Annotated in this window: 6 protein-coding genes and 1 pseudogene; 1 reads left to right on the top strand and 6 read right to left on the bottom strand. The window is 50.8% G+C overall.

The window, feature by feature from the left end:
- Positions 1-48: 48 nt before the first annotated feature.
- The 3 genes from OB13_RS11705 to OB13_RS11715 form a co-directional block, all read right to left on the bottom strand.
- Positions 49-675: a lipoprotein signal peptidase gene (locus tag OB13_RS11705; protein WP_461490350.1), complete on the bottom strand. Its 627-nt coding sequence runs from the start codon at positions 673-675 to the stop codon at positions 49-51.
- A gap of 98 nt (positions 676-773) precedes the next feature.
- The gene (gene ileS, locus OB13_RS11710; RefSeq protein ID WP_461490351.1) at positions 774-4130 is read right to left on the bottom strand and encodes an isoleucine--tRNA ligase; all 3357 of its coding nucleotides are present in this window, start codon (positions 4128-4130) and stop codon (positions 774-776) included.
- A gap of 1794 nt (positions 4131-5924) precedes the next feature.
- On the bottom strand, positions 5925-7427 hold the full coding sequence (locus OB13_RS11715; protein ID WP_461490352.1) for a glycine--tRNA ligase: 1503 nt from the start codon (positions 7425-7427) through the stop codon (positions 5925-5927).
- Between the two features lie 214 nt (positions 7428-7641).
- Between OB13_RS11715 and OB13_RS11720 the strand changes: the two genes are divergently transcribed.
- The gene (locus tag OB13_RS11720) at positions 7642-8778 is read left to right on the top strand and encodes a hypothetical protein (protein WP_461490353.1); all 1137 of its coding nucleotides are present in this window, start codon (positions 7642-7644) and stop codon (positions 8776-8778) included.
- A gap of 271 nt (positions 8779-9049) precedes the next feature.
- On the opposite strand, the gene OB13_RS11725 is transcribed toward OB13_RS11720, so the two are convergent.
- From OB13_RS11725 to OB13_RS11735, 3 genes and pseudogenes are all read right to left on the bottom strand, one after another.
- Positions 9050-9508, bottom strand: coding sequence for a hypothetical protein (locus tag OB13_RS11725; RefSeq protein ID WP_461490354.1), 459 nt, complete (start codon positions 9506-9508; stop codon positions 9050-9052).
- Between the two features lie 60 nt (positions 9509-9568).
- Positions 9569-10102 carry a DUF4385 domain-containing protein gene (locus tag OB13_RS11730; RefSeq protein WP_461490355.1) on the bottom strand — a complete coding sequence of 178 codons (534 nt, stop codon included), beginning with the start codon at positions 10100-10102 and terminating at the stop codon, positions 9569-9571.
- Positions 10074-10482, bottom strand: a pseudogene (locus tag OB13_RS11735) (cation:proton antiporter); the annotation flags it as partial. The pseudogene OB13_RS11735 and the gene OB13_RS11730, both read right to left, overlap by 29 nt.

A 10482-nucleotide genomic window follows, 5' to 3' on the forward strand; every position in this document is an offset into this window, starting at 1 on the left:
TTGAGACGATCCAGTATTTCCTGCCGCATCCCTTTTTTTGATATGCTATTACAGTCCCTGTTGTTCTGTGGCGGCTTCGGGTTTATGCTTTGGCTCATCGTGATGCGCAAAGAAGCGCTTCTGGTTGAAAAGGATGATCAATACCCCGATGAAAATCGCTGAGTCGGCAACGTTGAAGATAGGCCACAGCGAGAGGGGCTTGCCTCCCAGCAGGGGTATCCAATTCGGTACAATGCCTTCCCATATATCTACATAAAACATATCGATCACCTGCCCGTGGAACCAGGGCGTGGAAGAACCATAGAGGGCATTGTCGAACCATACTCCGTAAAAGGTACTGTCGATCAGGTTGCCGACCGCACCGCCCAGGATCAGGGAAATACACCAGATCAACCCTTTGGGCGCTTTTGTCTTCGCCAGGTAGTAGAGGTAGTAGCTTATACCAAACATTGCTACCAGGCGGAACAGCGTCAGGATGAGCTTGCCATACTCGGAGCCGATCTCAACACCAAAGGCCATACCCGGATTCAGGGTATAGTGCAGCTTGAGCCAGTCACCCAGCAAAACGATCTCTCCCGGCATGCCCATATCCATGTTGTAATGCACGATGAGCTTCACAGCCTGGTCGATCAGGATGACGATCAAAGCCGCCATGTAGTATTTCCAATATTTCATGTTCTCTCAATTAGACTGCATGGGCCTTGTGTAACCCCAGCAGGATAAAGGTATAAAGTATAGCCCCGGCTGGTTTCCAACCGGGGCTTATTTTTAAATTAGGCTATACTTACCGCTTCCGTACGGATGTGGATGTTCACCTGATAATCATCCACTTCCAGGATCGTACCGGTTGTCAGGTCATTCACCAGATCAAGGCTCAGTGCCTGTGTTTCGGTTTGGATGTAGTCACGGAAAACATCCACCGCAGCATTTACCTCCGGGATAGAGGCCTGCATGATGATGTGAATCTTGTCCTGTACCTCCAGGTTGCTGTCCTTGCGCAGGTTCTGAATACGGTTCACCAGCTCGCGGGCGATGCCTTCCTGCTTCAGCTCTTCGGTGATCGTCACGTCCAGTGCTACGGTCAGCCTGCCTTCGCTGGCTACGAGCCATCCCGGGATGTCTTCCGAAGAGATCTCCACGTCGTCCGGCGTCAGCACAGCGGTTTCCTCGTCGTTGATCTGCAGCTCGATACCGCCTTCACGCTCCAGGTGGGCGATGTCGTCCTGATTCATCTGCTGCACGGCAGCAGCCACCAGCTTCATCTTCGGACCAAACACCTGGCCCAGCTTCTTGAAGTTCGGCTTGATCTTCTTCACCAGGATACCTGAGGTGTCGTCGATGTACTCCACGTGCTTGATGTTCACTTCGCTCATGATCAGGTCTTCCACTGCCTGGATCTGGTGACGGGTATGCTCATTGAGTACTGGTATCAGGATACGCTGCAACGGCTGGCGCACCTTGATGAAGTGCTTCTTGCGCAGTGAGTGCACCAGCGACGAAATGGTCTGGGCCAGCGCCATGCGCTCTTCCAGGTCTTTGTCGATCGCCGTGTGCTCCACCTCCGGGTAATAGGCCAGGTGTACCGATTCTTCCTTGTGCTTGCCGCTTACATGGTTCAGGTCGCGGTACAGCTGCTCGGCATAGAACGGCGCGATCGGAGAAATCAGTTTGGCGATTGTCTCCAGGCAGGTATAAAGCGTCTGGTAGGCAGCGATCTTGTCTTCGTTGTACTCGCCTTTCCAGAAACGTTTGCGGTTCAGGCGCACATACCAGTTGCTCAGGTCGTCCACCACAAAATCCTGGATGGCACGGGCCGCACGGGTCGGATCATAGTCGTTCAGGTATGCATCCACATCCACGACCAGTGTGTTCAGCTTGGAGATGATCCAGCGGTCACTTTCTGTTCTGCGTTTCAACGGTACGTCTTCCTCGGCAAAGGTAAAGTTGTCGAGGTTAGCGTATAGGGCGAAGAAGGAATAGGTGTTCTGCAGCGTTCCGAAGAAACGGCGCTGCGTCTCTACTACCCCCTCCGGGTTGAACTTCAGGTTGTCCCACGGTGGCGCGTTGGCGATCATGTACCAGCGCACGGCATCCGGGCCATACTTGCCGATCATCTCAAACGGGTCGATGGCGTTGCCGAGGCGCTTGCTCATCTTGTTGCCGTTCTTGTCGAGCACGAGGCCGTTGGCGATTACGTTCTTATAGGCCACGCTATCCTCCAGCATAACGGCCAGGGCGTGCAGCGTAAAGAACCAGCCACGCGTCTGGTCCACGCCTTCGGCGATGTAGTCAGCCGGGAAGTTCTGTTCGAAGATATCTTTGTTCTCGATCGGGTAATGCCACTGTGCATAAGGCATAGCACCGGAGTCAAACCAAACGTCGATCAGGTCTGTCTCTCTGTACATTGGCTTTCCGGACGGGCTCACCAGCACGATGTTGTCCACATACGGGCGGTGCAGATCGTTGATCTCCACGGAGGCGTCCATATAGCCTTTTCCCACCGCTCTGTCTATCTCCTCGCTCAGCTGCTGGATAGATCCGATGCATACCTCTTCCTCTCCGTCTTCCGTTCGCCAGATCGGCAGGGGCGTACCCCAGTAACGGGAGCGCGACAGGTTCCAGTCCACCAGGTTCTCGAGCCAGTTACCAAAGCGGCCTGTACCCGTCGATTCCGGTTTCCAGTTGATGGTCTTGTTGAGCTCGATCATCCGGTCCTTCACAGCCGTAGTTTTGATGAACCAGCTGTCCAGCGGGTAATACAGCACCGGCTTGTCCGTACGCCAGCAATGCGGGTAGGTGTGCTCGTATTTCTCTACTTTAAAGGCTTTGCCCTCTTCTTTGAGTTTGATGGCGATCAGTACGTCGGTCGGCTTGTAATCTGCAGCAGACTCGTCCTGGCCGTCGTAATTCTTCACGTACATGCCGGCAAAGTCGGTGATCTCCTTTACAAAACGGCCTTGCTTGTCCACGATAGGCGCAGGCTTGCCGTTCTCGTCCATTACCAGCAGCGCCGGGATGTCGTTCTGGGCAGCTACCCGGAAGTCGTCCGCACCAAAGGTTGGGGAGATATGCACGATGCCGGTACCGTCTTCTGTCGTCACGAAGTCACCCACCACTACCCGGAATGCCGGCTTGTCGGGCTGCACGTACGGCATCAGCTGGTGAAACTCCACCCCTGCCAGGTCGGCGCCTGTGAACTCTTCTACTAGCTTGAACGGGATGAGCTTGTCGCCGGTGTTATAGTCGGTCAGGGCCAGGTCAGCAGCTTTCGGATTGAAGAAACGGCTGACCAGGTCTTTGGCCAGTATAACAGAGATCGGCTCGAAGGTATAGGGGTTATAGGTACGCACCTTCACGTACTTGATACCTTTGCCCACCGCCAGCGCCGTGTTGGCAGGAAGCGTCCAGGGCGTGGTCGTCCAGGCTAGGAAGTATACCTTCTCCTCTTCGTACTCAAACAGGAACATGTTGCGGGTGATCTTCTTCACCTCAAACTGCGCCACAATGGTGGTATCTTTCACCATCTTGTAGCAGCCCGGCTGGTTAAGCTCGTGCGAGCTCAGACCGGTGCCGGCGCCTGGTGAGTAAGGCTGGATGGTATAGCCTTTGTATAAAAGACCTTTGTCATACAGGCGCTTCAGCAGTGCCCAGCAGGACTCGATGTACTCATTCTCAAAGGTGATGTAGGGGTTGTCCAGGTCCACCCAGTAACCCATCTTTTCGGTCAGGTCATCCCACTGGTCCTTAAAGCGCATCACGGTGTCGCGGCAGCGCTGGTTGTACTCCTCCACGGTTATCTTCTTGCCGATATCCTCTTTGGTGATGCCCAGCTCTTTCTCTACCTGCAGCTCTACCGGCAGGCCGTGCGTGTCCCAGCCGCCTTTGCGGTTTACCTGGAATCCCTTCAGGGTCTTGTAGCGGCAGAAAATATCTTTCACGGCGCGGGCCATCACGTGGTGGATGCCCGGCGTCCCGTTGGCTGAAGGAGGTCCTTCATAAAACACGAAAGGCTTGTGCCCTGCCCGTGTATCAACTGATTTTTGAAATATCCTGTGCTCTTTCCAGAATGCCAGTACGTCTTCGCCTACCTGGGCGTAATTCAGATTCTTGTATTCGTTATACTTTGCCATTTTAAGCTTTACTACTTCCGGTAAATCTTCTTCAAATTCCAAATTAGCTGATTCAGGTCAAGCCCTTTGTACCCTTGCTCCAGGCGTAGAGTACGCGCTTGTACTTGCCGCTTTCAAAGCTCCTCAGCAAAGTTGGCAATATAATCAGGTTTGATAATAATGCAATCAATAAACGCACCGATATCAGCACGCCCGGGGCTTTGCTGCCGCCAATTCCGGAGAAGGCGAACCTTTTAAAACCAGGGAACAGAAAGCCCCGGGTATAGGCCTTAATTAATGCCTGCCTCCCCCAGTCTCTTCGGGATGGCGCGGCTCACGTTGCAGCCGTTTCCCGGCAAATTGCCTTGGAACCTGGCCAGAAAGTGCATCGAGTCGTCGATGTCCATTCCCGGCACGATACGGATCATGAGCGTCGTGCGCCCGGCTTCAGCGGTATGTTGAAAATCCCGTTATCCCGCCTTCTATCCATAACGGTATCAGCCTGATTATCAGGGAGTGCATCACTGTCCTTGCTGATCTAAACAACAAAGCAATCACAATAGTTACCAACACAAACGCCCCTAGTAGGCTCGACTGCAACTTGTTGATAAGGTATGCGTGCCAGGAATGAACAAGAGCTGATTTTGGTTTCAGCGCCTGCCTCGTTGCGGGTGAAGGTCATGGTATTGCCTCCTTCCTTCACAAACAAGCCTTCGTCCACCTTCATCTGCCTGCTTTTTCAGTTCCTCACCGCTCTGCAGCCTGTATACCTGCTACTCTGTGTATCAGTACCAGTACATTGCCATCTTTGGCTCAATAGGCCTAGATAACAGTCCCTACAAGCACCAGACCATGAGCTTTTGTTTGTTCTTGGTACTAAAGCTGGCCATCTTATTCCGCACGATGCGTGGTCATCTGGCAAAGGTACGAAATTTTAATTTTTTATGAATTCAAACCAGGAAGGTCTGGGGTGGGTGGGTCCTGTTTTTATGGGGAAGCTATACCTGCGTGGGCTTTTCTAAAGGTATAGCTCTTCTGTTTTTTTATGATTTGTTCCGTAAGCGGGCTGTTTTTCGTCAAAGTATGCTGATAGTCTTTAGCCCCTCTTTCCTTGATTGCGAACGCTAAGCAGAAAGCTGGGAAAGAGTCGTTCCGGTCAATCAACTTGGCTCCGTCTTGCTGCCAGAAGCTCGTCTGAAGCGGACTGTTCCGCTTACAAGAACAAGACGTATAGGTGCTACTTCCAGGTATAGCGCCTCCTGTTTCTGGCAGGTTTTTTGGCGTGACCAATGCTCTGATGTTGGCTTTGTTGTATCTGCAATACCTGTAGCGGCTATCTTTTATAGTATCGCTTTCCTGTAGCTTATGCTGTTGATATCTTGTTTACCTATACCTGCTAATACCTTCTCTGTTAATATCTTACAATTTTAAATTATCCGTTTTTAGAGATTATTCCACAAAAATTAATTTATTTTACTTAACATAAGTAATGCACTTTAAGTAAATTTGGAACAAATTCCGGCATCCTGCAAGGTATAGGCTGAGCGGGATCTCTATTCTGAATTGGCTTTGAGCAGGTACTTTCTAGTGAGAGTTAAGTCTGAAAGTGGGCTTCAGGCTTCATTAATTTTAAAGCAATACACTTGCCACAAGGCGTTGATGGTTGCAACGAGTCCGTAAAGCGGATGCTTGCGGTTACACAAGAAAGCACGGACCCAGAGATTTACACCAGTGTAAGGATAGCGCTATACCTTAAAAAGCAAAAAGCCGGGGGTGTATACCTCCGGCTTTTTACTGGCATGCTACTGGGTGTTTTTAGCCCAGTTTCTCAAAAATGCTTTTGAAGTTTACGGCTTTGTCGATGTAGCTTTTCAGCTCGCTGATCGGCATACGCACCTGCTCTCTGGTGTCGCGGTCACGTACGGTTACGGTGTCGTCTTCCAGGGTCTGGTGGTCAATGGCGATACAGAATGGCGTACCGATCAGGTCCTGGCGGGTATAGCGCTTGCCGATCGAATCACGCTCTTCGTAGATCATGTTGAAGTCGTACTTCAGGGCATCGAATATCTCGGTTGCTTTTTCCGGGAGTCCGTCTTTTTTGGTGAGCGGCAGGATAGCGGCCTTCACCGGAGCCAATGCCGGGTGGAACTTCAGGAAGGTACGGCTCTTGGTGGCGTCTCCTTCGGTGATCTCCTCTTCTGTATAGGCACTGCACAGCGTCATCAGGAACAGGCGGTCCGCCCCTACCGATGTCTCCACCACATAAGGTATGTAGTTGCCGTAAGGCTTTCCGTCCTCGTTCAGGTCGTTGTCAAAGTACTGCATTTTGCGGCGGCTCAGTTCCTGGTGCTGTGTCAGGTCGAAGTCGGTGCGGGAATGTATACCTTCCACTTCTTTGAAGCCGAACGGGAACTTGAACTCGATGTCTACGGCTGCGTTGGCATAGTGGGCCAGCTTTTCGTGGTCGTGGTAGCGCAGGCTTTCGGCAGGTATACCAATGGCCTGGTGCCATGCCTTGCGGGCTTCTTTCCAATGCTTGTACCATTCCATCTCGGTGCCAGGGCGTACGAAGAACTGCATTTCCATCTGCTCAAACTCCCGCATACGGAAGATGAACTGGCGCGCCACGATCTCGTTGCGGAAAGCTTTACCGATCTGCGCGATGCCAAACGGCACCTTCATGCGGCCGGTCTTCTGCACGTTCAGGAAGTTTACGAATATACCCTGGGCCGTTTCAGGGCGCAGGTAAATGGTGCTGGAATCTTCGGCCACCGAACCCACCTGCGTGGAGAACATCAGGTTGAACTGACGTACTTCGGTCCAGTTGGTGGTACCGGAGATCGGGCATTTGATATCTTCCCGGATGATGAGCTCACGTACAGCATCCAGTTCTTCGGCGCCCAGCAGGCGGCCCATCTCGACCAGCAGCTCTTTGGCTTTGTCGTAATGCCCGTCGGCTTCATATTGCGCGGCTTTCTCTTCGATCAGGACATCGGCACGGTAGCGCTTCTTCGAATCCTTGTTGTCGATCATCGGGTCGTTGAAGCTGTCGATGTGCCCGGATGCTTTCCAGGTAAGCGGGTGCATAAAGATGGATGCATCCAGCCCTACCACGTTCTGGTGCAGCTGCGTCATGGACTTCCACCACAGGTTCTTGAGGTTGTTCTTCAGCTCTACGCCCATCTGGCCGTAGTCATACACGGCTTGCAGGCCATCGTATATCTCGCTCGAAGGGAATACAAAGCCGTACTCTTTCGCGTGCGAGATGATATCTTTCAATTGTGCGTTTTCTACAGGGGTTTTCTCTTGTGTCGCCATGTCGCAAAGATAGAAGATTAGCGTGGGATTATGCCAAACGGGTTTTATAGATTTTTGGTTTTGCCTGTGTTTCTAACTCACAGAGAATAGGTTATTTAGACGCTACCCGATACATCCGGTATAATTTGCATTTGTTCGTAATTTCTTAACATTGAATTTTCCTGCTGTCTATTTTGTAATAACTTGCGTCGTTTTTTCAAATTCATTCAAAAAAATGCCTAAAACCAGAAAAGGCCCGAAGCACGTTTTACCTGCTCAACCCCACAAGTTCACCAAAAGGTACAGCCTCCTCGATGTCACGCTTCAAAAGGAGAAAAAATTTCTTTACTTTATTGCCTTCTCTCTGATTGCTGCAGGGGCTATTTATCCTTACCCGGGTATAGCCATGTGGGTTGGTTTTGCCTTTGCGGGCTACTCTGCCATCGCCAACGACAGTATTCAGACCATCGGCACGTTCATTGGCTCCAACGAAGACAAGAAATGGTACTGGCAATGGCTCTTTATGGGGCTTATTTTCATAGCCACAGTTACCTACAGCTGGGTGATCTTTGACGGAGACGTCAGCTACCAGCGTCTGGCCACGCCAGGACTTGAGCAGACGCCGACCAGCTTCGTATACCTGCAGCTGGCCTCGCCCATCATCCTGTTGTTGCTCACCCGGTTCCGTATTCCGGTTTCTACTACGTTCATGCTGCTCAGCGTTTTTTCAGCTACCTCCGGCACGGTTGTCAGTATGATCAGTAAAAGCTTTTCAGGCTATCTACTGGCATTTATCTCTGCGTTTATTATTTACGTGGTGCTTTCAAAAGTAATCAAGCGCTTCATTAAAGGGGAAGCGCACGCTTTCTGGACAGTTGCACAATGGATGATCAGTGGTTTCCTGTGGTATATCTGGTTGGCCCAGGACCTGGCTAACATTGCCGTATACCTGCCACGCCAACTGAACGTGTATGAGTTCCTTGTCTTTACCGGCTTTATCTTCCTGGGTTTAGGTTTCCTTTTCTATAAGAAGGGCGATAAGATCCAGAACGTAATCAATGAGAAATCGGAAGTACGGGATGTCCGCAGCGCTACTATCATTGACCTGGTGTATGCGCTGATACTTTACTACTTCAAAGAAGTGAACAACATCCCTATGAGTACGACCTGGGTGTTTGTTGGTCTGCTTGCCGGCCGTGAGTTAGGTATGCGCCTGCGTGCCCACGACAGCTCCGAAAAATTTGCCAAAACATTCCGGCTGATAGGGAAAGATGTCCTTTCTGTTACCATTGGTCTGATCATCTCGCTTATACTTGCCATTGCCATCAACCCGGTCATGCAAGAAGAGGTGAAGAGCTTCTTTTTTAAGTAAGACAGCATCCTTCGTGATAAGAAAGCAAAAGGCCTGGCAATTGCCAGGCCTTTTGCTTTAACAGCCTCTAGCATCGGTTGCTTCTGCTGTTCATATTCGGCACATAACTTATCCCTTACGCTACTGCTCTGCGCTTTTCCGGTCCGTTTTCCACAGCACCCGGTGCGCTCCCTGGCTTCACGAGCACATACTATACCTTCCCTACAGGTATAAAACAAAACATCCCGGCCTGTTCATACAGACCGGGATGCCTTTTAATATATCAAGCTTTTTATTTCTCTGGCCAAACAACCTCAAGGTCGTCGTTGATGAAGACACCGAAGTTGATGGCGATCAGTTGGTCTTCGTCAAAGTACAGGTCGATCATCTCTTTTTCGTAAGAAATGCGTGTTTCGCCTGTTTCCATCTCTTCTTCTTCTATGTCGGTGATGTCATGATCGGCGAAGAGCTGCTTGAGTTGTTGCTGGCTCATCTCGAACACCCGCTCGTTCCACAGCTGTACGTCACGATTCGCTGTTTCAATACAGCTTAGTCTGTAGTCGTCTTCTTTGTCAAAATAAAGCGAGTAGCCTTCTTCCCAATAATTCCAGGCCTGATGCTCGAATTCATCTTCTTCATCAGACTCTTCTATTTCTTCAGGCTCGCCCAGCAGTTCCTCTACTTCTTCCATTGTGAGGCCAAACTTGATTTTCCCAAGTCCTTTGCCTAACCTGACTTCTTTGTTGATCATGCTATTAGTTGGTTTTCTTGTTGCAAAGATAAGTGATTTACTAATTTCGGCAGCAAAAGGTTAAGTTGTATCTCTTCCTCTTTCTTTTTTTGCTTCGTATCTGCTTTTAAATTCCTCCCGCATGCGTTTGTAGTCTTCGTTTTCTTTTGCCGCCTGCCACTTCTCCCAGAATATCCTGGCCGATTCGGCTTTTACAGGATCCTGTTCCCGGGGCAATTCCTCCCTTCCGTGCGCTCCGCTCTGCCCTTTTTTGTCATCCTGTACGGGTCCGTCATACTTTTTGCCGGAGCGGTGGTTGGCGTAGCGCCTGGAGCGGGTGTAGCCCATCTGCAGGTACTTGCGTGCCATATCCGCGCCCACAAAGTCTTCCTGCTGCAGGTACGCCAGAAAGAGCCGGTAGATCTGATCCGATGACTCCTGTGCGATCTCGGGCGTCCTGAAGCGCCAGTACGGCAGTATCTCTGACTTATACGGCTCTACCAGCAACACGCCCTGCTCGCCTTTGCCTACGCGGTACAGCTCCGGGTGCTTCCTGAAATCAGTTTCTTCGAAATTCAGGTCATAGTTAAAAGTTTTCCTTTGCGGTTGTTTCATTGGTATAGCCTGTCGTTTTATACTGGTTATCCTGGTACACGACAGGGTGCTGCTCGGGATACATAATGATAAAGCTATTTTCCTTGTAGTTGCGGGACAATAGCCGTGGCACATAATCCAGCTGGCTGCTGTAGGATACCGTTCCTCTGCGTGCCAGAATCACCACGACCATATCATCTATGGCTATACCTGCCTCGTTCTTTTCAAATGCGGTCATCGTGGGTCTTGGCAGGTACTCGGCATCTATTGCGGGTTTGCTGGCCTTCACGGCTGCCTTCAAATTGTTGAGGGTTCTTGTACCGCCCATAAATACGACTTTCGCTCCCAACTGCTGGGCAAGTAACTTGACCGAACGAATCCACCGCATGTATCCTCTTTCC

It is taken from the genome of Pontibacter sp. HJ8 (assembly GCF_054824225.1).